This window comes from Nostoc sp. FACHB-892, assembly GCF_014698795.1.
In the GTDB taxonomy this organism is placed as follows: Bacteria; Cyanobacteriota; Cyanobacteriia; order Cyanobacteriales; family Nostocaceae; genus Nostoc.
On record NZ_JACJTR010000032.1, the window covers coordinates 1 to 21,372 of the forward strand.

At 40.0% G+C, this 21,372-nt stretch carries 24 protein-coding genes and 1 pseudogene; 5 read left to right on the top strand and 20 right to left on the bottom strand.

Annotated features, from left to right (window positions below):
• Positions 1-575: 575 nt before the first annotated feature.
• The 4 genes from H6G96_RS29005 to H6G96_RS29020 form a co-directional block, all read right to left on the bottom strand.
• Complete coding sequence (locus H6G96_RS29005) at positions 576-740, bottom strand: hypothetical protein (RefSeq protein WP_190916022.1); 165 nt, start codon at positions 738-740, stop codon at positions 576-578.
• Between the two features lie 438 nt (positions 741-1,178).
• A complete protein-coding gene (locus H6G96_RS42935) occupies positions 1,179-1,577 on the bottom strand; it encodes a hypothetical protein (protein WP_347242288.1) in 399 nt (132 codons plus the stop codon).
• Between the two features lie 456 nt (positions 1,578-2,033).
• Positions 2,034-2,474 (bottom strand): hypothetical protein, encoded by a 441-nt coding sequence (locus tag H6G96_RS29015; RefSeq protein WP_190916023.1) that lies wholly within the window; start codon positions 2,472-2,474, stop codon positions 2,034-2,036.
• Between the two features lie 6 nt (positions 2,475-2,480).
• Entirely contained in the window at positions 2,481-2,699 is a 219-nt protein-coding gene (locus H6G96_RS29020; protein ID WP_190916025.1) for a hypothetical protein, read from the bottom strand.
• Between the two features lie 278 nt (positions 2,700-2,977).
• Here H6G96_RS29020 and H6G96_RS41610 point away from each other — a divergent pair, with 278 nt between their 5' ends.
• Positions 2,978-3,706, top strand: a complete 729-nt coding sequence (locus H6G96_RS41610; protein WP_190916156.1) for a hypothetical protein — start codon at positions 2,978-2,980, stop codon at positions 3,704-3,706.
• Between the two features lie 267 nt (positions 3,707-3,973).
• Here the strand turns inward: H6G96_RS41610 and H6G96_RS29030 are convergent, their stop codons facing one another.
• Together H6G96_RS29030 and H6G96_RS29035 are read right to left on the bottom strand one after the other, a co-directional pair.
• Positions 3,974-6,439 (bottom strand): EAL domain-containing protein, encoded by a 2,466-nt coding sequence (locus H6G96_RS29030; RefSeq protein WP_190916027.1) that lies wholly within the window; start codon positions 6,437-6,439, stop codon positions 3,974-3,976.
• Between the two features lie 232 nt (positions 6,440-6,671).
• A complete protein-coding gene (locus H6G96_RS29035; RefSeq protein WP_242063431.1) occupies positions 6,672-8,354 on the bottom strand; it encodes a GGDEF domain-containing protein in 1,683 nt (560 codons plus the stop codon).
• Positions 8,355-8,722: 368 nt separating this feature from the next.
• Here H6G96_RS29035 and H6G96_RS29040 point away from each other — a divergent pair, with 368 nt between their 5' ends.
• Together H6G96_RS29040 and H6G96_RS29045 are read left to right on the top strand one after the other, a co-directional pair.
• Entirely contained in the window at positions 8,723-8,959 is a 237-nt protein-coding gene (locus H6G96_RS29040; protein WP_190916029.1) for a hypothetical protein, read from the top strand.
• 557 nt (positions 8,960-9,516) lie between these two features.
• Positions 9,517-9,852 carry a hypothetical protein gene (locus tag H6G96_RS29045; protein WP_190916031.1) on the top strand — a complete coding sequence of 112 codons (336 nt, stop codon included), beginning with the start codon at positions 9,517-9,519 and terminating at the stop codon, positions 9,850-9,852.
• Positions 9,853-10,074: 222 nt separating this feature from the next.
• Here H6G96_RS29045 and H6G96_RS29050 read toward each other — a convergent pair whose 3' ends face one another.
• Together H6G96_RS29050 and H6G96_RS29055 are read right to left on the bottom strand one after the other, a co-directional pair.
• On the bottom strand, positions 10,075-10,458 hold the full coding sequence (locus tag H6G96_RS29050) for an alr0857 family protein (RefSeq protein ID WP_190916033.1): 384 nt from the start codon (positions 10,456-10,458) through the stop codon (positions 10,075-10,077).
• 16 nt (positions 10,459-10,474) lie between these two features.
• Positions 10,475-10,597: a hypothetical protein gene (locus H6G96_RS29055; protein WP_347242289.1), complete on the bottom strand. Its 123-nt coding sequence runs from the start codon at positions 10,595-10,597 to the stop codon at positions 10,475-10,477.
• A 501-nt stretch (positions 10,598-11,098) separates the two neighbouring features.
• On the opposite strand from H6G96_RS29055, the gene H6G96_RS29060 reads away from it, so the two are divergent.
• On the top strand, positions 11,099-11,329 hold the full coding sequence (locus tag H6G96_RS29060) for a hypothetical protein (protein ID WP_190916035.1): 231 nt from the start codon (positions 11,099-11,101) through the stop codon (positions 11,327-11,329).
• A gap of 38 nt (positions 11,330-11,367) precedes the next feature.
• Here the strand turns inward: H6G96_RS29060 and H6G96_RS29065 are convergent, their stop codons facing one another.
• Positions 11,368-12,093, bottom strand: a complete 726-nt coding sequence (locus tag H6G96_RS29065; protein WP_190916037.1) for a hypothetical protein — start codon at positions 12,091-12,093, stop codon at positions 11,368-11,370.
• 562 nt (positions 12,094-12,655) lie between these two features.
• Between H6G96_RS29065 and H6G96_RS29070 the strand changes: the two genes are divergently transcribed.
• Positions 12,656-13,087, top strand: a complete 432-nt coding sequence (locus H6G96_RS29070; RefSeq protein WP_190916039.1) for an Hpt domain-containing protein — start codon at positions 12,656-12,658, stop codon at positions 13,085-13,087.
• 352 nt (positions 13,088-13,439) lie between these two features.
• Here H6G96_RS29070 and H6G96_RS29075 read toward each other — a convergent pair whose 3' ends face one another.
• The 11 genes and pseudogenes from H6G96_RS29075 to H6G96_RS29130 all read right to left on the bottom strand — a co-directional run bounded on the left by H6G96_RS29075 (position 13,440) and on the right by H6G96_RS29130 (position 21,365).
• A complete protein-coding gene (locus H6G96_RS29075; protein WP_190916041.1) occupies positions 13,440-13,724 on the bottom strand; it encodes a hypothetical protein in 285 nt (94 codons plus the stop codon).
• A 416-nt stretch (positions 13,725-14,140) separates the two neighbouring features.
• On the bottom strand, positions 14,141-14,311 hold the full coding sequence (locus tag H6G96_RS29080; RefSeq protein ID WP_190916044.1) for a hypothetical protein: 171 nt from the start codon (positions 14,309-14,311) through the stop codon (positions 14,141-14,143).
• 93 nt (positions 14,312-14,404) lie between these two features.
• Positions 14,405-14,683, bottom strand: coding sequence for a hypothetical protein (locus tag H6G96_RS29085; protein ID WP_242063432.1), 279 nt, complete (start codon positions 14,681-14,683; stop codon positions 14,405-14,407).
• Positions 14,684-15,055 carry a four helix bundle protein gene (locus tag H6G96_RS29090; RefSeq protein WP_190916151.1) on the bottom strand — a complete coding sequence of 124 codons (372 nt, stop codon included), beginning with the start codon at positions 15,053-15,055 and terminating at the stop codon, positions 14,684-14,686. It lies immediately after the preceding gene.
• Between the two features lie 272 nt (positions 15,056-15,327).
• The gene (locus H6G96_RS29100) at positions 15,328-15,714 is read right to left on the bottom strand and encodes an ASCH domain-containing protein (protein ID WP_190916046.1); all 387 of its coding nucleotides are present in this window, start codon (positions 15,712-15,714) and stop codon (positions 15,328-15,330) included.
• A 341-nt stretch (positions 15,715-16,055) separates the two neighbouring features.
• Positions 16,056-16,878: pseudogene (locus H6G96_RS29105) on the bottom strand (DUF4351 domain-containing protein).
• A gap of 224 nt (positions 16,879-17,102) precedes the next feature.
• The gene (locus tag H6G96_RS29110; protein ID WP_190916048.1) at positions 17,103-18,494 is read right to left on the bottom strand and encodes a DnaB-like helicase C-terminal domain-containing protein; all 1,392 of its coding nucleotides are present in this window, start codon (positions 18,492-18,494) and stop codon (positions 17,103-17,105) included.
• An 11-nt stretch (positions 18,495-18,505) separates the two neighbouring features.
• On the bottom strand, positions 18,506-19,771 hold the full coding sequence (locus H6G96_RS29115; RefSeq protein WP_190916050.1) for a helix-turn-helix domain-containing protein: 1,266 nt from the start codon (positions 19,769-19,771) through the stop codon (positions 18,506-18,508).
• Positions 19,772-19,888: 117 nt separating this feature from the next.
• A complete protein-coding gene (locus tag H6G96_RS29120) occupies positions 19,889-20,488 on the bottom strand; it encodes an alpha-ketoglutarate-dependent dioxygenase AlkB (protein ID WP_190916052.1) in 600 nt (199 codons plus the stop codon).
• The gene (locus H6G96_RS29125) at positions 20,476-21,165 is read right to left on the bottom strand and encodes a hypothetical protein (protein ID WP_190916054.1); all 690 of its coding nucleotides are present in this window, start codon (positions 21,163-21,165) and stop codon (positions 20,476-20,478) included. Before H6G96_RS29125 ends, H6G96_RS29120 begins: the two co-directional genes overlap by 13 nt.
• Positions 21,162-21,365: a hypothetical protein gene (locus tag H6G96_RS29130; RefSeq protein WP_190916056.1), complete on the bottom strand. Its 204-nt coding sequence runs from the start codon at positions 21,363-21,365 to the stop codon at positions 21,162-21,164. The genes H6G96_RS29125 and H6G96_RS29130 overlap by 4 nt, the downstream gene beginning before the upstream one ends.
• Positions 21,366-21,372 lie beyond the last annotated feature (7 nt).

Below are 21,372 nucleotides of genomic sequence, written 5' to 3' on the forward strand. Positions count from 1 at the left end.
TCGGTCACGTTATGGTTTCAAAACCTAATATTCGCAGAGCGATCGCACTACGACAAATCAAGTATTTCAGCCTCCGTTGCGGACAGTTTATGGCGGAAAAAACGGTCACTTTATGGTGTAAGTCACATTCACCAACATGCGATCGCAGAGGGTGCATGTTGGTAACGGAATGAAACTATTGCGCTGCCGATAAATTTTGCTTGTCTTCGGTATCGCCTTTGATGCGTGATCCAAGCGATAACCATTTACACGGTGCTAACTTTCAGTTATAGTTAGCCGTAACTTATTATAGGCACAATGCAACTATAAGTTTGACTGAGTGCAAAGATAGTTTACAAAAGTTGCTCAGGCGGTTGCCTTAGGAGTCTTGCAAAAATAACTTGAACACTTTTTACTGGGAAGTAAAGCTAACAGCCTATTCCAGATTAAATTTGTACAACTTATTCTTACATGATGCCTTAGTCTATAGGAATAATAAAGTTCAACAATTTATGTTAGGTGCTTTACCCCGCTCCAAGCATCCGTCCATAAATCGCTTGAAAGAGCATGTAAGCCGCACCCACGCTACGTTATTGCTAGAGCGATCGCCACCGACTCATGGCGGTTACGCCATCGCTCTTAAGCTCTTCAAAGATTTCTGGTGCTGATTCATCATCTAAATCTATATCGACGTTATACCAATTTTTTATGAAGTTGCATAGAATGAGAAAGCTAAAACCTTTGCTTGGCAAACCTTTCACCCTTCTCCTGTTTCATGCAGCTTCACAATAATTTGGTATTAGATTCTGAAAGTATTTCCAAGATATCTGTATTTTCTAAGAACAGTTCGTACCACTCTTGAAAAGTTTCGGGACTAAATAGTTTTCTGGCTTCTTCAAATGAAATTTTCTCTCATCCTGCATCTGTAACTATTTCGTTACCAGTCCTTGTAATGAACAGATTCTTTTCTTCTAGCATCCAAGGGAAGGATGTCTTGTGATGTCTTCTCTTTCGTTTACCCATTCAACTACCTGATGCCATTGCGATGTCTGCGATGAGTCGCAGGCATCGTCTATGCATTCAATTTTAGTGCTATCGTTAATTATCTTTTAGGCTTCTTTATCAAAAGAAAACTTCTGTTTGTGACAATGCGTACACACAATAGCAACGTATTTTTTTCAGCTATCTTTACTAGGTTTTTACCCGCAGAAATCATCAACGCGGATATCACGCCAAATATCAGAAATCTGCCAGCCTGATTTGCCCACCGATTGCACTGGAGGATTGTCAAGGAATGGAACATAGTCAGGAACTCTAGGCTCTGAAATTGCTACTGGTTGCTCCTCAACCTCAACCACAGGGGCAGTAGAATTGTCAGTATTAGCTTGAAGAAGTTGGTCTTCTGCTTCTTCGATTAATTTCATCTGTCTTAGCGTGAGCTTGTCGGATTTTTTGATGGTTTTCTTTGTATGTATCTTAACAGTATTAGCTGCTTGAAGTTGGTCTTCGGCTTTTTCGATTTCCATCATTTGCTTCAAAGGCAGCTTCTCAGATTCTTTGATGATTTTTTTTGTATGTATCTGATTAGAAGTATTCATTGGCTGTTCCCTCAAAGGCATTGGCAAAAAATTTGGATGACAGTAGATTTGTAGAAAGTAGGGGTCAGTCGGGTGTAAATAATTTGCACGGAATTAACAAGTTACACCAAATTTATGGAAAATACGAGTCCCTTGTTGGAGAATTTATTAATTGGACATAAATCTCTTTTTCGGATAGATGCCTTAAACGCGATCACAGTAGCATCATTGTCTAGAAGCTTAGTGGTGCAGAAAACTTTTGGGAGTCTTAACTTGAGAAGACAGTGACACGGGAGAACTGAATTTGTTGCTGTATCTGCGTTCATTTTTTTAGTGAAGCAGTGGCAGGGCTGTTTCATTCCACCTCAAACAGGATTCATCAAGATGGTTAGCGAAAAAAATGTAAATGGGGGTGACGTTAAGCACTTAAATAATACTAAGATTGTTCATTTTATCGGCAGACTGGTAATAAAACAATCAATTATTAATCGCTAAAACCCTTGTTTTTTCGAGATATTTAGAAAATGAAACGGCTCTGACCTCAATGGTAGGGCTGTTAATCGATACATTCAATGGAAAAATTCGTTCTGTGCTTGTGAGGCTAAAATTGGCGAATATCTCATCACTGGAGTTAAGCAAGCCACTATCTTCCTTCAGGGTGCTTAAGCTTTCTGTCGATTGAAAAGTATAAGTCCCTGTACTAGTGATGTTTTGAGTTGGAAACAAGAACAAGTTATTATCTCCTCCGTTGAAACCACCATTATCTCTAACTAGTTTAGCTCTGAGTTGGAAACCAACCTCATTCTCAATAAGAAAAGTCTCAAATGAAGTGAGTCTGACATCGACCGTTACACTGACATCTGGCTCTGAATTAGTAAAAAGATCGATTGATAGTGTGGGATTAGATAAGGTTGCCATACTTAGTTATCTCTTGAAGTACTTATCTTTATTTACACTATTAAAAAGTAAAACTGGCACTATCATCATGTGTATTATTAAGGCAGATATACTTATGCTAATATCCACCAAGAGATAGTTAATACCAAGCATATAAACTGCTAATATGAATTTAGCTCTGCCTGCTTTGAAACCTTCACCACTTAAAAATTTTTCATTTATTAACAACTGTTTTCCGTGAGCCATTGAACGAGTTGAATCACAACACCATTGAGGTCTGTGACTTGAAAGAACCTTTCAACTCAAGGTTCAGTCTTGATCGGATTTATAGGGGCGCATAGCTATGCTCAAAAACTCCTCTGCTGTCAAGGGCAAAGAGATGTCTTAACCAAACCGTATTGCCCCCACAGTCTATGATTGCTCCCTTAGTCGGAGATGGAAGCAATTATCTGGCAAATTGCAGCACGAAAGATGTTTTAAGTAAATCAGCAGAGTGATTGAGCTAAGTTTCGTCAGTTTGATGGATGTCTCAAAGTGCTGAATCTGATGAAATTGTTGGGAAAGAAAACGTTAAATTTAAAACTCGCAAAATATTTATGACACAAATCCCCATAGTTCGCCAGATTCTATCAGATCCAGATACCGGATTGTTGTCATATCTTAGTCAACAACTTCAAACACCGAGCTTTTCACATTTTAAAAGCCAATTTGGTTTTTATGTAGAAGAGTCTTGTACGCAAGTTACCTCGGTAGACGATTCTTTAGAAATACAAACGATACTTTTGCTGACTCTGAAGTTATCGATCATTGCAGATAGCCAAACTTTCTCAGATGATGCGACAGTACACGCTGTTGAGTTTCAAGAATTACTAGATGCACAAATTATTAGATGGAGCCAGAACAACTCACAATTGCTTAAACCAATCTCATCCATTAAAAACACATTCAGTCAGTTGTCAGATATTCCGTTCCACGGTGGCTATCTTCCAGGTTTTGAAATTAAAAGCCAGTTCACTCTAATTTACAGTCCTATTACTGCACAGTTAAGCCAATCAGATGAGCCTCAATATTCTTTGCATAGTCCAGGGGAACGCACTCCCATCAGTGGACAGTATGAAGTAATTAATTCTAATGGAAAAGGCACCGGGCTAGAGGTAACATCAACTGCTGGAAATCCGTTTCCTCCAACGAGTGAATCTGACCAATCATATCGGTTAGTTGACCCTACGAGGCACAAAAACTCTAAGAAGTAAAGTAGCATTAGCGTTGGTCAAAGGCAATATTGAGCTAGGGGAGCTTCTACTCACGAACTATTAACTGTCAGATATAGTTGGATTGCCCTGGAGCGCAACCAACGAATTATGAGTAAGTAATCTGTCTCAAGCAAGATTAGGAAAAACAAGACAGCAACTAAGCTGTTATTGGGTGGTTAGTCATTAGTTTGCATAGGGGGTACTTAAACAAAGTTTAGGTACTCTTTATTTAAGTATTTTTTATTTTTGTAATTGCGAATTGTTAATTTAATTTGACTCAAAGTTAAGCCCAGATGCGATTAAGGTGCTGGCTAAATTGCTATTCAAGGGTTTGGAGAAAAAATATCCTTGTGCATATTTGCATTTGTAAATTGCAAGCTGTGCGAGTTGCTCAACAGTTTCTACACCCTCTGCAACCACATCTAAATTAAGACTGTCTGCCAGAGTAATGATTGCTTGAACAATCTCCAAGTTTTCTCCATTAACACCAATGTTCATTACAAAAGAACGATCAATCTTTAAGGCATTAGTGGGGAAGCGGTGTAGGTAACTCAAAGAGGAATAGCCTGTGCCAAAATCATCTAAGTGTAACTGGACATTCATCTGTTGCAAGTGTAAGAGCATAGCAGTAGTAGATTCGGTATTTTCCATAATTGCGCTTTCAGTAATCTCCAGTTTCAAACTTCTGCCTTCAACTCCAGTCTCTTGCAAAATTTGGCGAATTTGTCCTATTAGATCAGGTTGTGAAAACTGTTTAGTGGAAATATTGACACTGATTGTCAAGGGTGGGCTAGTAGGAAATTGCTCCTGCCAAGCACGCAGTTGACGGCAAGCTTCACGCATTACCCAGTAGCCAATAGGGACAATCAGCCCAGTTTCTTCAGCTATGGGAATAAACTTGTCTGGAGAAACAAATCCGTGTTGCGGATGCTGCCAACGTACTAGAGCCTCGAAGCCAATTACTTTGTAAGTTTCTAATAAAATAATCGGTTGATAATGAATAATAAATTCCTGGTGTTCAATTGCGTGTCGTAAATCCATCTCTAACTGCATTAGCTCTGTAGCTTGGGCGTACATGGTTGAGTCAAATAGCTCGTAGCGTGCTTTCCCCAATGCCTTAGCACGATACATAGCAATATCAGCATCACGTAGGATTTCTTCAGGCAGATTGTAACTACTTTTACTAAGGGCTACACCAATGCTGACGTTAGTAAATACGTCACGTCCATTGAGGTTAAAGGCAGATGTGATAACTGCATTTATTCTTTCAACTACGAACGTTATGTCATTCAAGTTTTTAAAATCATTAAGCAGGATTGTGAATTCGTCTCCTCCAATACGAGCAACTGTGTCTTGAGAGCGTAAACAAGTCTCTAGTCTTCGTGCGATCGCATTTAGTAATTGGTCGCCAATTGTGTGGCCGAGACTATCGTTGACAACTTTAAAGCGATCTACATCAAGAAAAAATACAGCGAACTTATAATCTGTACGTCGTTTTGTCAGCGCAATAGCACGCTCCAAGCGTTCGATAAATAAAGCACGGTTAGGCAGTCCGGTTAGAGAATCATGAAAGGCATCATGGATTAATTGTGCCTGTGCAAGTTTGAGAGCAGTAATATTACGAGCAATACTCATAACAAATTCTACTGAACCATCGGCAGCAAACTCAGGCAGCAAACGAGTATGGTAATATTCTATACCTGAGGTAGTGGGAAAACTGCATTCAAACTCGTTCTCTTGCTTAGTTTGAATAACAGACTGAATTTTATATTCCCATATTTGATAAAATTCTTCTGGTAAATTCAACTGTCTATTAGCTTTCCCGATAAAAGTTTGGGGTAAAATGTTTGTAAGCTTTTGAAAAGCTGGATTAACATAAACGTAGCGTAATTGAGTATTAAACCTAGCAATAATGTCAGGTGCATTCTCAACTAGTGCCTTAAATTCCTTCTCTCGAAGTGATAATGCCTTGAGAGTGTGTTCATGCTGATAAATTTCAGTTTGCAATTGTTGATTAGTTTTTAGAAGTTCATCTGTGCGTTGCTTAACCGTAGTTTCTAAATGTTCACTAGCCTGCTGGAGAGAATTCTCGACCCGCTTGCGTTTAGCTAGTTCTTGGTTAGTGAACAACGTTGCTAAACCAACTAAAGCAGAAGCTATAATGCTGGCAAAACTAGTAAATGCATTTGTGTTGGCAGCGCTGAGGTTCATGTCTATTGTTCGCTGTTTTAACAAATGATTTTCTTCGCTTTCTATATCTTTAGCAAGCATTTGAATGTCTTGCAAAAGCTTGTGACTTTCCTTACTGTCGAATCTCTGTAGCGCCAAGGGTAAATTCTTATTTGTTGCAAAATTCACCGTTATTTTAAGCGAATCCAGTTTTTTAGCAATTAAAGATTCAAAGATAGAAAGACGTCGCTGTTGATTAGGGTTATCTCTTGTCAATTGACGTAAAACTTGAAGTGTTTTGGGAATCTTGTCAGTTGCAATATCATACGGTTGGAGATATTGCCCTTTACCTGTAATCAGATAACCTCTTTGTCCAGTTTCTGCATTATTAATTTCTAAAATTACTTCTTTTGTATTTTTAATGACTGTGTATGTGTGTGTTACCCATCGAATATTTTTTTGATATTCCAGCAGATTTCGATAGGAGATCATACCAATGCCAGCCATAATTCCTACTACTATTACAAAACTCGCTGTATTTTTTTTGTAAGTAGTTAAGTTCATTTTTTCCTTTGAATCTAATCAGCTGGCAATTAAGATATATAAGCCCTATACTTATACTTAACAGTTTAAAATCAATTTTCCGTCCGAAAATCTACTGAAGAATATGAAAATATAGATTATTGTCCTTCAACCTATATCGAAAATATACGGTTAAGTTAATTACCAATTATACCTATTGTCTGAAATCGCTTTCTTGAATATTGATACTGCCAATTGTTTGCTGAGAAATTAATTACTCTGCAACTACAACTAGATCCCGTCCAGTAGCTTTAGCTTGGTAAAGTGCAGCATCAGCTGCTTGAATTAGAGTTTCAGTAGTATTACCATGTCGAGGAAAGCTGGCAACTCCCAATGAAAGTGAAACAGCGCCAAGTGGTTGACGGCGATGTTGTAGATTGAGATGTTTGGCTCCAATTCGTATTTGCTCTGCTCTGAGTTGAGTGATTTGCAATGAAGCCTCTGGAAGAAGTAGGATGAATTCCTCGCCGCCATAGCGACAAGCAATGTCAGAGCCGCGAATCATGTTCTTGAACAATTGCCCCAACTCTCGCAATACAATATCTCCGGCTTCATGCCCGAATGTATCATTAAATCGCTTAAAGTGATCTACATCTAACATAATCAAACCAAACGCTTGTCCCTTACGCTCGGCTCTTTTGACTTCTCTTTCTAAGGACTCTTCCATGTAGCGTCGATTAAATAAACTAGTCAGAGGGTCACGAATACTTTGGTTTTTAAGAGTTTCTCGCAGTTTGAGATTTGCCAGTGCAATCGCAATGTGTTCAGCAACAGTATTGGCTAGAAGTTGTTTGGTTGAAGTTAGTTGTTCAGTCTCAAAAGCGATCAGATGCAGAATGCCTAACGCCTCACCTTGTGCCATCATCGGAACACAGAGGGTTTGCCCTTTCAAAGGTGGGTGAAGATGCTGGCAGTGTAAGTGACTTTGAGCATCCTTCAAAAAGTAGGGTCGTCCGCGTCTTAATGCCCAACACTCGGTTGGTGTAAATAGATTGAAGTAGGCGTAGTCATCTCCCCATGTGGCTACGGGTTCTACTAATGTTTTTGATTCACTTATAAGAAATACACCACCGCTAGTATTGGGGAATAAGGGACTTACCAGTTCTGGCAAAACTGTGTATGCCTCATCTTGGGTAAAACAGGCTTGCAAGACATTGCTAAATTCAGCTAATTGAGAAATTTCATTATTGCGTTCTTCGAGTTCATCCACCCAAAGTTTGAGCTTTTTTTCACTGTTAACAAGGTCAGCTTCAACCTGCTTTTGCCGTTTGATATGACGATTGATCCCAGTTCCAGCTAAAGGGATTAAGCCAAATGATAAAATTCCACCAGAACCGACAACAAGCATGGTGAAGTTGGCAGTAAACTTAACCTTGGCAGAGCGGATTTGGAGTAAGCGATTCTCTTCGGCAACCATAGCATTGATAATTTGTCCGATGTCGTCGTTTGCGCTTCGACCAACATCTTGCTCAATGAATTGCTGTGCTAATTCAAATCCTTTGAGCCGCCGAATATTAAGTGTTTGTTGCAATAGCGTTAATCGCTTTTTTAGTAATGGCTCTAAAGCTTGAATGTGTTGCTGTTGAACAGGGTTGTCGCCTGTTAACTCACGAATAATGTTGACTTGCTCGTTTAGGGTACTGGCATTTTGGTAGTAAGCATCCAAGTATTCCTGGTTATCTGTAATCAGAAAACCCCGCTGCTGGGACTCTGCACTTGATAGTTGAGACTGCAAAGCTTCCAAATTTTTAAGAACTTCATGAGTATGTTCAACCCAAGCTGCGGTACTAATTAACTCTTTTGTACTCCAGCAAGCTAGTCCACCTATGGCGGCTAAAAGCATTAGAGCAACAGTGAAACCACTGCTAATTTTGCGTTCGATTGACCAATGTATCAAGTTAATTACAGGTTTTAAACAGCACTATTGAGTATAGCTTCTGAAAAAGATTATCAAATATAACTTATTGATGAAATTGTGTAACCGAATCCTGAATTGCTTACGTATAAACACTTGAGCGAATATCTCTTCTACCCTTGGGTTTGTTTCTCGCTGACTTTGAAAAATATTTAATTATATTTTAATATTTTTGTTGGCTGATGCTCTCAAACCCTCACAGCGTCTTATCCCTATGGATGCAAATTAACTATCTTTATTTAAGTATCTCTAGGTAGAAGTCATAACTTTATAGAATTCGTAGGATTTGAAACGGAAACTTATTTTTGTTCATGTAGTTTCAAAATAAGACTTATATTATCTGTTGAACAATGCCAAGTAGTTATTTGACATCAATAGAAGAAAGAGAAAAAATATTTTGCACAGAACTGGTTAAGTACGGTGTGGAGTATGAAGAAGCGGTTATAGCGGCTAAAATTATAGCCTCTGGGCAAGGGGATGAGTTTTTATCACCCTCAGAAATAAAAATCGTTAAAGATGCTTGTAAAAAGTGGTCAGAACAGAATCAACGCTTAAAGCGTTTGAAAGCTGTTGTAAATCAAATTTAGTTTAAATGTTGATCTACCAAAAAACAATCATTAGCTTTCGCTTTCAAAAGGGTCATAAGCTAATTGGCATTTAAGTTGCATAAAAGCTACTTCTGTACTGCCAGAGCAGAACTCGTAGGGTAGCCCTTAATACAAGCGAATTATTCTAGAAAAATGAATGACGATGAGCTTATAGCAGCTTAAAATATTCCTTCAGATAGGGAACAGAATGATTTTAAGGGGCTGTTTCTCTTTAATATTTTTATTTTCAGAAACAATTATCGAATTTGCCTCACTTCAGATGTATCAATAAAAATTGATTTAATCTATAGTTATTTATGTGTTCTCAAAGTAGTGGCTCGGCTTACAGTATACATTCGCCAGAATGACTGTAAGTAAGTGGGGAATAAGTGCGAAAAGTCCCAGCTAGCTAGCTGCCTTGGCGGGTTTTCCGCTTGGGCTTGATTGGCATCGGACTACCGGATAGAGGGGTTGTGAACTTTTCAAATCTCTCGTATCTTTTTCAAAAATCAAATACTAGTCCTATATCTTGTCTATATCTTCAAGGAGAAATAGTAATGCATACGAGCGTTCGCACCCCAACCACTGATATGGAAGTTACCAGCATCCGCTTAGAACGAGAACTCAAAGACAAGCTCAAAGAAGTAGCTGGTAATCAGGGATATCAAGCTTTGATTCGAGATGTGCTTTGGAATTATGTTCAGCAAAAATCAGGTGAATGGAAGCCTCGATTTTCCCGAGCCGACATTCGAGCTAGCATCGCTGCCACAGCCCAACAAGAAGAACGCTGTGTACTCACAGGTCAACTAATTCAATCCCAAGAACCGATGTTGCTAGGGCTGACCAGGAATGGGGATATGGTTCCTTTGAGTGTCGAGAGTTTGGTTGGATAGTCTTATATTTACGCAATGCAGTTGAGTTATTTTTGCTAAATAACTCAACTTACTTAAACTCCCATCTCTGATATTGGCGGGAGATTACCAAAACTACGCTTACCGAAAATAGCCAATCTACAATAGAAAGACTTTGACAACTTCAATAAAATAACGGAATATTAATGCCTTTAGAAACTTTTCTAAAGGTGTTAGTAGTACTGTAGAACTATTGCAGATGACCTATCTACACCGTACCCAAGTTTCAGCTTCCTGCCAAAGTTTGTGCAAAAAGAACTCAGTGTGATTGCTCATGGTGGCGAAAAACACACCTACAGCATCCTTAGAATTATCTAATAGCCAAGAACCTTGTAGGGTGACTTCCATATATTCCGCATCGCAGGCACAAAGGGTGATGATCCCTGTGTGCTCTCTTTTTACCTTAGCCTTAAGCACTTCTAGTCCTGGTAAATCAGCAGGAAGCAAAAAAGAGGCGGTGCTAGGTTGAATTGATAAACTTTGCCCAACTCGCAGTCCCAAAATAACTCGCTGGGCAACCCATTCTTCTGGCGAGAGAGTAAGACATTCTAAATAAAAACTGCTTTGAGTATAAGTTAATTTCAGCATTTCTTATGCTCTCCTGTTATTCCAAGCTTGCTTGCATATCTATCCGAAGCTGTTCGGCAAAAGAAATCGCGGGGTGGATTGGTGCTTTTGGCTTTGGGAGCAGTTGCATACCAGCTTCAAACAGGGTACGTAAACGCATTCGCCTAGCGTCTCCAAGAGTTGCGGCTTGTCGCCAAACATAGCTTTTATGAGAGTTACATCTCTGATAAGCTGCGACTAACTTATAAAGAACCCTCGCTTCAAGTTTTTGGGGAAGCGGGGGTTAGAATTAACCGAAAAGTTTTCTTGTTAAATCAGGTACTAATTCATTAAACACATAATATTTGATACATAACAATCCCCCCAGCAGGGATATTTATTATTAATAAATATTGATTATTTAAGAATTATCTGTTATTAACAGTTAAGGCAGCATCAAATAAGCTTTATATAACAAGTTAATTGCTTTATACTAAATTATCTCTGTTGTTTGATGCTCTCAAACCCTCACAGCGTCTTATCCCTATGGATGCAAATTAACTATATTTATTCAAGTATCTCTAGGTAGAAGTCATAAATTTATAGAATTCGTAGGATTTGAAACGGAAACTTATTTTAGTTAATGTAGTTTCAAAATAAGACTTATATTATCTGTTGAACAATGACAAGTAGTTATTTCACATCAATAGAAGAAAGAGAAAAAATATTTTGCACAGAACTGGTTAAGTACGGTGTGGAGTATGAAGAAGCGGTTATAGCGGCTAAAATTATAGCTTCTGGGCAAGGGGATGAGCTTTTATCGCCCTCAGAGATAAAAATCGTTAAAGATGCTTGCAAAAAGTGGTCAGAACAGAATCAGCGCTTAAAGCGTTTGAAAGCTGTTGTAAATTAAATTTTAACTAATATGTTTGGAGACGGGACATTGAATAATTAAAGAGCTAATAAAAGGATTGCATAGCCGAACGCACCTAATGCAAACGCCCAAAAGCAGCTTTCTCGCTCTTCTGGTAGTTCTTCCTTAAGGACATTGAGTACAATACCTCCCGATAAAAAGGCGAAGAGAACCGCGATAGCCGCCTGATGAATTACTGTGCCAATGCCAATTACCCAACCAACTATAATCGCAGCTACTAACAACCACCGCCCAATCCGATCATATATTTGTTTGTGGTTTTCGCGCAAACCATTATCGTTGACTATAAAATGCAGTGCCATCGCAAAAGAATAGAACAATAAACTCTTGATACTTGATTCTTCTCGGTGTACTAACAAGTAGCCAATTAAGGCGTTATAAACAGCAAAAGAAGCAATATGTATCCAAAAAACGTCTAAAGCAGTAACATCTCCCTTGCCTGCTTTTTGATTGCGTTGACGCGACTTGTTTGCGAATCGTTCTAAGCCATAGAACACTGCTAAACCTAAAAGTGCCACCAAATAAACGTGATGCTCTAAAAAAGCAAGTCCAATAGTCAAACTGCTTTGGAGTGTTATTTGGGCTTTACTCAGTTCTGGCAAGATGTGGACAAACACATAAGCGACAGATACCCCACTGCCAAATGAGAGCCAACGACTACGCGGTTTAGCTCTAATAAATTGTAGTGTACCTGAGAACAAATGTATGATGGCTAAGGCGATCGCACATATTGCAGTGATCATGCTTTTATGCGGTTATTTTTGAGAATGTGGTGGCAGAATGTGATCCAATGGATCAGATTTTGCCGACTAGCGAACGCTAAGTCCGACCGATGACTAAGCTAGAACCACGTTAACAGCTTATTGTGTGGCAGTCCGCAATACAAAAAGTCGGTGGTCAAGTTCCCAGTGGGCGTATTGTTAAGGGAATTGTAGAACAACTACAAGATTTGCCGCTATTTAGAGCAAGAGATTTTTGTTGAATAGGTGACGTTTTTACTATAACTAAGCTCTTTGGAACTAATGAAATTAACCGTTGCACAGCTTTAGGAAATTATCTTAAGACAATTAACTCAAAACTAAAAAGAGAAACATTATGAGTTTTAAGCCTTAATTTTGGAGCGCATTTACACCAGAGCGATCGCCTGAAGCTGTCTTCGTATCCTTTGGAGAAGGCAACAGATAATGCAGAAGGGTTTGGATTGGTGACAAAAATTTGCGGTTTCAAGCAAATAGTCCGTCATTCTACAATTGACACTGGTTTTGAAAATGTCTTATATAGAATAAGAAGTATATTTTTAGACCTATGAGCTACCGAACTAGTCATCTAAGTGATACTCAAGCGCTCGAAGCAATTGTGGAAAATTTTGAAATTCCCAATTTACATCTGGTAATTGATTTGCGTATTTTACAAGATTTGCAAACCATGTTGGACAGCGATGGCGATCAATTTGTTGCCGAGTTGCTGAATATTTATTTAACAGATACTCCACTTAGAATGCAGATGATTAAGGATGCTGCCGCCAATGGTGAGCGAACAAAACTACAAAAAGCGGCTCATGCTTTGCGCTCTCCTAGCGTTAGTATTGGTGCAGCAAGGTTGGGAATGATGTGTCAAAGTCTAGAAATTTCTGCCGATAACCAATTATGGGCTGAACTATCTCAAATGATTAATCAAATAGAGAGCGAATATAGAAATGTCGTAAAGTTTATCCAAAATTTTATCTTTAATCGTTAATAACTTTACAAACCTATTCCTTTGATGATGATCATTACCTTAACTTTGGTTGCGAGCAAAAGTAATTTTCTATGCTTTAGTTGCAAGGTTAAAAATTAGAATAATTACCCTTTTTTCATTGGTTAACTGTACGGTGCTCAACTGTCTTAACGGTGTTGGAAAAAAACTAAAGCCAAAAAGATTAAAATTTAAACATTGCTGTCCCTTTCATTTTCAATTTACTAGTTCTAAAATATGCCCTAGCCTGCACAACCAGGCAAACCCTGCATCTGACGTGAAGAAATTAAGTAGGCTTGGCTTAAGTAAATAATCAAAGCACCTGCTTTCGTAGTCTTTTAATTAGTATCTATGCTTATGAATGCCAAATAGTTTCATACTCTCTAACGAAAAATTGTACCTGCCTCAAAACTAAATGGATCATGGCGGAAGAAGTTTTCCAAGATGAAATTATGGAATTTGCCCAGCAGTCTAATAATTCAATCCCAACTAATTCGGAATTATTATCCCAACTAAATCTAAGTAAGTAATCATCATAGCCAGGCGTCCGACACTGAATAAATTTTTCAGTAATAGTGCCAGAAATGAACCCGTTATCAGTAAGAATTTTAGTGAGAATTGCAGCGTGTATGCTATCCATTAAAGTGCCTCAAATATTATTTAGAGCGCCGTTACAGAAATTTCTGAAAACGACGATTTATTGACAACTATAATGCTCCAGCTTGAACTCCTAGCAATGCATTACCTGATGTGCCCTGCCAGCAAGATAGTTCATCCCTAGATTAGTTTGTTGATGGTGCTATGTCTCCTGTGGATCTACTTCAATTAGCTTTATGACACCTTTAACTGAATCCGTAGGAAAACGGAGCTAGCGGCGTCAAAACCCTTTCCTATTTATCTTTGAAATTTTTTCTTCTTATAAAGATTTATTAAAGCTGTAGAAATTGAAAAATTCATTAATGCCCAGCAAGGCTAATTAAGAATATTGTTTGAGACTGAGGATACAGCGAGATGGAAATAGCCTTGCCTCAGACTTCGCCACGGAGGTGTAAATTTTCATAATCCTACCCTCTCTAAATCATAGTCAGTCACTCGTGCGATGGGCGAAGCCCCGCCAAGGGCGATCGCATCTCTGAAAGTAAAAACCTCATCAAACCAATTCGCAATTCGCAATTCGCAATTGCAGAGGAAATTAGAAATTAAGCCCTTGGGGTGCAAAGCTAACATGCTAATCTTTGATTAAGTGATAAGTTTCAGTTATCAGTAATTTTAATTGCGAATTGCGAATTGGTAATTGCGACGGGACAAGGTTAATCATGGTTATGCCTCCTGACTGGACAATAGACTCCACAGGTAATCAATTCGTTTCCAAGCGATCGCAGCTTGCCGTGGAGAACAACTCAAACCATAAGCGCGACGAGCATCGTAATTACCCTTGATTCCCTTGGCTACTCCAATGGGAACCCCAAAAGCCACCTCACGAATACCGGGTTCAAAGCTTCGGTCTTCATGAGAGAACCGTACTTGCGTAATCTGATTTCCAATTTGGTCTGTCCAGAGGGTCAAACCAATTCGCAATTCGCAATTCGCAATTCGCAATTAATTGAGCTTGTTGATTTTCTCTTTCACCTTTCGACTAGATGAAACCAGAATCTTTCCAATTTCTCTAGTTTCTTGAAGCAAGGACTCAAACTTACTTTTATCAACCAGTTCTGACTCTATTAATATTTCCAGCCAGTATTCAGTTTCTCTTTCTTCTTTTAGTGCAATTTCTAGCTTGCTAAGAAAATCTTTATCAGATTGTGCCGATTGAGCAACTCTTACATTAGGCCCAATCGCAGTACCACTTCGTAACAACTGCTTTGATAAAGTACGGCAAACACCAGATTTTTCATCTAGGAAAGTGCAAGCTTTAACTATTCTTATTGCCAAAGCTTTAGTTCTATTAGCAATACTAATATTTTGATTCATATTTTTTACTCCTAATTCATAATTGCGAATTGCGAATTGCGAATTGCGAATTGATTCTTGGCAACGGTAGTTGGTAATATCTGCGTGGATTGGAATTCCTGGTTGTTCATGACGCAATTTTGATTGAGAATAAGGGGAGATTTCGACAAATTGCTGGACTTGGAATTTGTGGGATAGACCTGCGGCTGATATTCCGTGGTGGCAGAGTCCGCCGATGCCGGAGAAAAGTGAGAGGACTGATTTCATGAGGCGATGTCTACGACGGGCTACGCCTACGCACTCCTGACCAGTTCATCTGGCACTTCAAAAATCCCCAACCGCCCAATGTAAGGAATCGGTGCAATCTCGCGTGGATTCTCCAGCTTCCAGTGGTATTGCTCAGGCATCCCCCAGCCAGACGCAACTTGTGAGAACCGACAGTCTACTATTGTGACAATGCCAATAACTTGACCGCGACGTAGAGAGATTAATTCTGGAATAGACACACCCATGCTTTGACAGAATATAGAGGCAATTTCATATTCCTTCTTGGTACACTTTCTCGCTGCATGGATGAGAATATCACCCCGGTAATTGATGGGCCAGCCACGATTTTCTATGTCTTTGGTAGAGTAAATAATTCCCCATGCCCAAGGCTGACGAACGGATATTGCTTTCATAACAGTGCCTTCTGAAAATTCAGTAGTTGTTGGGCTAGAGCAATCGCCTCTAGTGGGCGAGTACACCATCGCTGTTTGCAGGACTTACATATCGTTGGTATTGTTGTAAAAGTGGTTGGTAAATTTCAATCATTCTCAGTTGGCTGCCTTGCGTAGAAAATGATTGTAAAATTCCTGTTCTAATCCGTCAGTAGCAATTTGTTTCAACGCAACTATTTATTAGTTGGGGTATTATGATAGTGATAAAATGACGGATAGGTTTTTAAGTCTTATGCTTGTATGAAGAGACATTAGAAATAAGGAGTGGATATTTTAATCCGACTCCCTATCTGATTTTTGCTTTATCCTAATTGGTCTAACCAATTCACCAAATCGTTAACTGATGAGAAATCTAAAAGGGCTTCACCTAGTGCCTCTAATTCCTCAATAGGTAAAACTCGAATTCGCTCGATTAGTAAAGAATTAACTTCTCCAAAACGGCGATTTAGCAAACGATTTAAAAACTGAAATGCTTCTTGTTGCTTTCCTTTCTGCAAAATATCCTGATAGATAACAGATTCCTGCATAATATCCTCCCGTAAAAATTGACGAATTAAATCTTTTTCAAACCTTAAACCTGCAAATATCTCTGTACATCCAGCAATATTCTGCCTTTCATCCCTATCTGGAATTTTAGCGATATTTTGAGCTACTTGGGATAATAAAGCGGCAGGTGAATCAGTTCGAGTTAAAGGGAGGGGCAAGAGGCAATAGCGCTGGATTATCCAGAAACAAATCTGAATCTTGTTCCCATAACCGTATAACTTGATAACGGTGATTTGTGAACTCATCCGTGTATTCTTCAGTAAATGCAATAGGGTCACTGCTTTGTTGCAAGAAGATCACGACTTGAGTTATTGGTGTGTTATATTGCCGTTTCAATCTCACATAATAGTCTAATACCCGCAAAGGAATTGGCGGATTAGATTTGGGGAGAGTCTGAAACTCAATGTGCAAAATCCGGCTACTTGTTTGCAAAAATGTGACATAATCTGCACGGATTGGATCTATTGAAAGTTCAGTTTTAAGTACTGTAACTTCTGTAGTTTTATCTGGTAGCAACCACTTGGCAAACTCGGCTGGATACAATTCAGCTAAATACTTGGCAGTATTATCGTAACTCAATTTCTTTCATCCTTATTTCAATGAAAATTTAGTTCTTAGCAAGCTCAATGATTTTGTTTACTTTATCAATGGTCAGGAAATTGATCTTCATCATAATCTTCTCCTCCTTTTGATTTAGACTAAGGCAACAGTAGTTTTTTAATTGCTATATCTCTGGGTTGATTCCATCGCTGGAGTGCTACTTGCATGAACACTTACAATGCTCAGGTGAACTCCTGTTGTATTTAATAATTAGATTTAGCCAAATTTTTAAACTGTCCAAATCTTTCGTCAAACAAGAGATTAACAGTCGTCTCACTACTAAAACGACTTTTCAAAACTGAAACTTCAAAAATGCCTTTTTGGGTAGTCTGCTTGTCGTAGTAATCTTCTCGATACAAACCCAACATCACAGCAGCTTCTTGTTCAAATCCTCCAGATTCTCGAAAATCAGCTTTGGTTGGACGCTTTTCGGAACGTGAATCAACTTCTCTTTTTAACTGCGCTAAACCCAAGACAGCACAATTGAATTGTTTAGCGATCGCTCTGAGTTGTTTCAAGATGGAGTCGATTTCTTGCACACGGTTTTCGCCACGTTCACGGCGCATTGGTTCAATCAACTGTACATAGTCCACAATCACCAAACTAACTGAACCGCAACGAGCTTGTATATCTTGCAAATCACCCTTGATTTGTGAAGTGGTGATTACAGGGTTGTCATTCAACCAAAATGGTAGCGCCATCGCGTCAGCACAAGCTTGAGCCAAAGGATTCCAGTGAGATTCCCGGAGTCCATTGCGTTTAAAAAGCAAGTCAGCAGGAACATGAGGGGCTGCCAGCCTTGAGAGAGTCTTTTTGACCATTTGTGAGGCAGACATCTCTAAAGCAAAATAAGCGGTTGTTAAGCCGCTAGCAGCAGCCCGAATACCAATATCTAATGCCCAAGTAGACTTACCGATGCCGCCGCGACCTCCAACAACGGTCAAAGAACCGAAGGGCATCCCGCCAATTACACCATCCAAATCATAGAATCCGGTGGGGACATTCACCTCAATTGCATCTTCACCGTTATTGGCCAATTCAATCTCGGCATAAACGTCAGGGATGATGTCAGCCATTAGCTTCATCTGACAAGGCATAGTCAATTGGCGCAACTCTAAAAGCTTTTGTTGTCCCATTTCGATGACTGAAGTGGCAGTCATTTCGGTCAAAGGGGCATCCATAGCTGTACGCGCCATTTGTAAAGCCGTTTGGATCACCGCTCTCAATTGTGCTTTTTCTCGAATTAACTCTGCTAAAGCATCGACGTTAACTGCTGACACGCAAGAATTAAGCAAGGACGCAAGTTTATTTCTCCCGCCAATATTATGCAATAAGCCATGAGATTCCAGCCAACTGGTAACAAACAATAAATCCGTTGGTTGCTGAGACTGGTGCAATCGCACTGCGGCTCGGTAAATGTCCTTATGCGAACCAACGTAAAAATCCTCTGGTTGCAAAATCTTAATTACACGAGCGATCGCTTCGGGGTCAAACAAAATGCCACCAAGTACTACTTCTTCAGCTTCTATCGCCTGGGGTGGTAAGTGGTTAGGCATTGAAATTACGTTATCTGGGGCAAAATCTGATGAAAACATCGCTTTTTCTCCTATGCTATTTTCGTAAATCTCCGCGCTTGTCTGATTTCTGGGAGTACTGCCCTCAACTCATTAGGGGCAGCGTGAGCCGTTTGTATAGCTTGTTGTTGGGCAAGGCGTTGAGTTTCGGCACTCTGAGCTTGGCTTAAACGCTGCATCAGGTTTGTCCATCCCCCTTTGGTTTTCTCCCAGGTGTTCATAACTGCGATCGCATGAGTAATTTCGAGTTGTGCCGAGCGTTTCGACTTAGTGGCTAACTCAGCAGCCAAGAAGTCCACGACTATCGGGTTGAAGTTCTGGTACAAGTTATTCAGCTTCCTCTGTCCACTGTGCCAAGGTAGAATCCAGCGATTCCACTTGATTTTTTCTCTGACAACCAGTGGTACAAAATCATCAGCAAAAGCAGTCGGGTCTGTGATCCAGGCATCAATCAGGTCTTTCACGTTCTGGGCGGATTTGTACGGGTCATCAATCACCTGTTTTTTATTCGATTGTTCGATTTTCTCGAACGACCCCGCCGGAATAATTGACCTACAAGAGGGGTTATCGGTTTGTTGCAAAGACTCGGAATTTTTTGACAAGGAAGCGGGTAATTGTGGGGTTGGTTCTTCTGGGGTTGATTTTTCTAAGCTTGGTTTTTCTGGAGTTGGTTTTTCAAGGTTTAGTTGTTCAGTTTCACACACACACGATTCTTGGCTGGGAAATGCGTTTTGAGTTGAGGGTGCTGCATTAAGTGTGAATTCCTTAGATGGGATTACCTTATTGGGATATACTTCGTCTACCAAATCAGGTACCACTACTCCTACCAGATTTGGTACCACTACCCCTACCAAATCAGGAACCACACCCCTACCAGATTTGGTACCACTACCCCCTCCTGATTTGGTACCACTGCCATTATTGTCAGGGGTATTATCATTGTGTGACAAGTTTTGATTAACACTATTTGTAGTGAATTCTTGTCTAATCGCTGGTAAAGAGTGCGAGTCAAGCCACTCACTTGGTTGAGTAAGTTCGTAAATGGATGTTCTACCTTTGCGCTCTTGTACAACTTTGATTAATCTGGCAGCAACTAAAACCCGCAATGATTTTCGGACAGTTTTTTCATTCATCAAGCAGCTTCGAGCCATGTTAGGGATAGATTCAAAGCAGCTGTTTTTACCAGCACGTCTGACGATGTGGGAATATAAGCGATATTCCATTGGCTCCAGCCCGTACTCATCAAAGTAAGATGGAACAACGGGTAAAAACTCTTTGCGATCACTTGTTGTATTCATACCTTAAACCTCCGTTTCATGCCTAAACTTAGTGGTTCAACATCCGCATCAGAAAAAGAAAACCATTCACCAACTAAGCGTTGATACTGGTATTGTTCATACAATTTATGAATTTGCTCATCTCTTGCCCCCTACGTGTGGGCGAAATGTCAGATTAATCCGTGTACTGACAACCTTATTGGTTTTCGGAACTTGATGCAGATGAGTACTCTGACAGCCTGGAAGCATCACCAGCAGACTTCCATGCTCCAGCCAGAAGTCAGTCGGCTTGCCCCCAATGGGCTTAATTTGGAATTTACGAACCGAACCCAGGCTGACAGAGGCGATCGCTGGGTTAAATCCCATTGAAGCTTCACTGTCGTTATGCCAGCCGATACTGTCTTGTCCGCTTCTATATTGATTGCCAATGACGATGCGAAAGTTATAACCAGCAGTTGCGGTGATTCTGTCGCGTAACTTAGCCAGAGCGTCTGTCCAAGGCAGTGGTTTAAGTAATACACTTTTGGAGTAAAGGTAATCACAGCCTTCATCCCCGTAAATACATTCCAAACGAGGCACAAGCATAGTTTTACCCAGCATCCTGATTTGGTTTTGCTGCCATTGCAGTTCTTGGCAATGTTGGTAGAGTTCGTCGGCTTCTTCCTTGTTCAAAAATTCTGGATAATAGTTGACTGGTAAAGTAGGAACAGATTCGGGAAATAAAGTTAGTTGTTGCATAATTCTCCTTTGGCAATTGCCCGAACAATTCCTTCTGCCCGTTCCTGTGAAATAGCCTGTTCTGGGTTCTTATAAAATCCAGCGATCGCCGACTTGGGACGAATAATAATTTGCTGCCCTGTTGCGCGTTTGTCCCATACAAAGCACGAGATGGTAATGTTGTCTGTTGCCCAACGAGTACCCCGTTTATCCTTACGAAAACAGAAGCGCGGCATAATGATCACAAGTGATGGCGGGTGCTGCTGTAAGAAATCCGCCCGATCATCACAGGGTTCGAGAAAGCTGGTAAGTAAAAAAGCAGCGACACCTACACGCGCTTTCTGGTAGGCATTCTTGATAATTGGTGCAGCAAAATCCGAGTATGGTGGATTAGTGCAGATCCAGTCACAATCGGGAAAATTAGCCCATGACTCGGATAGTGTTGCATCCAGATAGTAATCAGCTGCTTTATGTGGATCAATATCGTTCGTCCACATTTGCTTGGTGTAGGGCCACACCGATAGTAATGATGCAATCGCTCCCATCCCTACGCAAGGCTCACCAATCACACCAGATAACGGGACATGACGCAGGAGTTCTGTGGTAAACCATGAAGGTGACTCATAGAAGTTCAATGGATGCCGGGTGACAGTTTCAAGAACAGCTGTCTGGGGTTTTAATAATGGTGTGACAGTCATACTGCCTCCTGCGGTTGTTGAACAATCGTTGCGCTGATGGATTCAAAATCAACCTGAAATATGTTTAAATCACGAGTTATTTCGCCACTGTTATAAAATCCAACGATGTGCTGTCTGATTGCATCTTCTGTGAGTCCATCAGGAATATGAATGTGGGCTTCGCTAACGATTTTTTCTACTACTTGAACTACGACTTTCATAAATACT

Coding starts and splice junctions, on each gene's coding strand:
- H6G96_RS42935 (WP_347242288.1), bottom strand. CDS start 1,577: ATGAATACTTCTAATCAGATACATACAAAAAAAATCATCAAAGAATCT.
- H6G96_RS29015 (WP_190916023.1), bottom strand. CDS start 2,474: ATGGCAACCTTATCTAATCCCACACTATCAATCGATCTTTTTACTAAT.
- H6G96_RS29020 (WP_190916025.1), bottom strand. CDS start 2,699: ATGGCTCACGGAAAACAGTTGTTAATAAATGAAAAATTTTTAAGTGGT.
- H6G96_RS41610 (WP_190916156.1), top strand. CDS start 2,978: ATGTCTCAAAGTGCTGAATCTGATGAAATTGTTGGGAAAGAAAACGTT.
- H6G96_RS29030 (WP_190916027.1), bottom strand. CDS start 6,439: ATGAACTTAACTACTTACAAAAAAAATACAGCGAGTTTTGTAATAGTA.
- H6G96_RS29040 (WP_190916029.1), top strand. CDS start 8,723: ATGCCAAGTAGTTATTTGACATCAATAGAAGAAAGAGAAAAAATATTT.
- H6G96_RS29045 (WP_190916031.1), top strand. CDS start 9,517: ATGCATACGAGCGTTCGCACCCCAACCACTGATATGGAAGTTACCAGC.
- H6G96_RS29050 (WP_190916033.1), bottom strand. CDS start 10,458: ATGCTGAAATTAACTTATACTCAAAGCAGTTTTTATTTAGAATGTCTT.
- H6G96_RS29055 (WP_347242289.1), bottom strand. CDS start 10,597: ATGCGTTTACGTACCCTGTTTGAAGCTGGTATGCAACTGCTCCCAAAG.
- H6G96_RS29060 (WP_190916035.1), top strand. CDS start 11,099: ATGACAAGTAGTTATTTCACATCAATAGAAGAAAGAGAAAAAATATTT.
- H6G96_RS29065 (WP_190916037.1), bottom strand. CDS start 12,093: ATGATCACTGCAATATGTGCGATCGCCTTAGCCATCATACATTTGTTC.
- H6G96_RS29070 (WP_190916039.1), top strand. CDS start 12,656: ATGAGCTACCGAACTAGTCATCTAAGTGATACTCAAGCGCTCGAAGCA.
- H6G96_RS29075 (WP_190916041.1), bottom strand. CDS start 13,724: ATGGATAGCATACACGCTGCAATTCTCACTAAAATTCTTACTGATAAC.
- H6G96_RS29080 (WP_190916044.1), bottom strand. CDS start 14,311: ATGTTAGCTTTGCACCCCAAGGGCTTAATTTCTAATTTCCTCTGCAAT.
- H6G96_RS29090 (WP_190916151.1), bottom strand. CDS start 15,055: ATGAATCAAAATATTAGTATTGCTAATAGAACTAAAGCTTTGGCAATA.
- H6G96_RS29100 (WP_190916046.1), bottom strand. CDS start 15,714: ATGAAAGCAATATCCGTTCGTCAGCCTTGGGCATGGGGAATTATTTAC.
- H6G96_RS29110 (WP_190916048.1), bottom strand. CDS start 18,494: ATGTTTTCATCAGATTTTGCCCCAGATAACGTAATTTCAATGCCTAAC.
- H6G96_RS29115 (WP_190916050.1), bottom strand. CDS start 19,771: ATGAATACAACAAGTGATCGCAAAGAGTTTTTACCCGTTGTTCCATCT.
- H6G96_RS29120 (WP_190916052.1), bottom strand. CDS start 20,488: ATGCAACAACTAACTTTATTTCCCGAATCTGTTCCTACTTTACCAGTC.
- H6G96_RS29125 (WP_190916054.1), bottom strand. CDS start 21,165: ATGACTGTCACACCATTATTAAAACCCCAGACAGCTGTTCTTGAAACT.
- H6G96_RS29130 (WP_190916056.1), bottom strand. CDS start 21,365: ATGAAAGTCGTAGTTCAAGTAGTAGAAAAAATCGTTAGCGAAGCCCAC.